The sequence below is a fragment of the Vibrio sp. 10N.222.55.C6 genome, assembly GCF_041473395.1.
Taxonomy (GTDB): Bacteria; Pseudomonadota; Gammaproteobacteria; order Enterobacterales; family Vibrionaceae; genus Vibrio; species Vibrio crassostreae_C.
The window spans coordinates 1-208 of the sequence record NZ_JBFRSD010001290.1; the positions used below are offsets into that span (position 1 = coordinate 1).

The 208-nt window shown below is 46.6% G+C and carries 1 protein-coding gene; it reads left to right on the forward strand.

The window, feature by feature from the left end; all coding sequences use genetic code 11:
• Positions 1–208, forward strand: a 208-nt coding sequence (locus AB4486_RS28585; RefSeq protein ID WP_372120209.1) for a tetratricopeptide repeat protein, incomplete at both ends; no start/stop codon positions are given.

Sequence of the window (208 nt, forward strand, 5' to 3'; positions counted from 1 at the left end):
ATATGGGACAAGGCAATATGGTGAGAGCGCGTGAAAACCTTGAGCTCGCGATTAAACACGCACCTAGCTACTACCGTGCTCGGCTTTCAATGGCGCATTACTACGAACAAGTGGGTGAAGTAGATGAAGCGAGAAGCACTTACCGCAAAGCACTCAGTCTTGATTCAAGAAATGGCAATGTATTGAACAACTACGGTACCTTCTTGTG